Here is a 274-nt window from a genome sequence, read left to right as displayed (position 1 = left end):
ATCTTTGTGAGCGAAAGCCCGGCAATCAGGCCTACAACAATGCCCATGAAAATAAACAACCCAGACATTTCAAGCATAAACCAGCCAAGCTGTGTCACCCCGTAAATAAGGATCGCAAAGAAAATTGGCAACGTCGCAATCGCAGCCATTTGCCGGCTGTGGATCGGCTTCATTGGTTGATTAAGCGCGTCTTTGTACATGAGCCGTTTCGGTTTGTCTTCTGTATAAGTCAAGCTCTCCTTGGGACGAGTCTTTACTTTTGCCGCATACCGCA

At 47.4% G+C, this 274-nt stretch carries 1 pseudogene; it reads right to left on the bottom strand.

What is annotated here, in order from left to right:
• A pseudogene (locus tag CHH91_RS18505) lies at nt 1-233 on the bottom strand (YfcC family protein); the annotation flags it as partial.
• Between the last annotated feature and the right edge of the window lie 41 nt (nt 234-274).

The organism is Virgibacillus sp. 7505 (assembly GCF_002272135.1).
Classification (GTDB): Bacteria; Bacillota; Bacilli; order Bacillales; family Amphibacillaceae; genus Terribacillus.
This window is presented reverse-complemented; position numbering and strand designations above follow the sequence as displayed.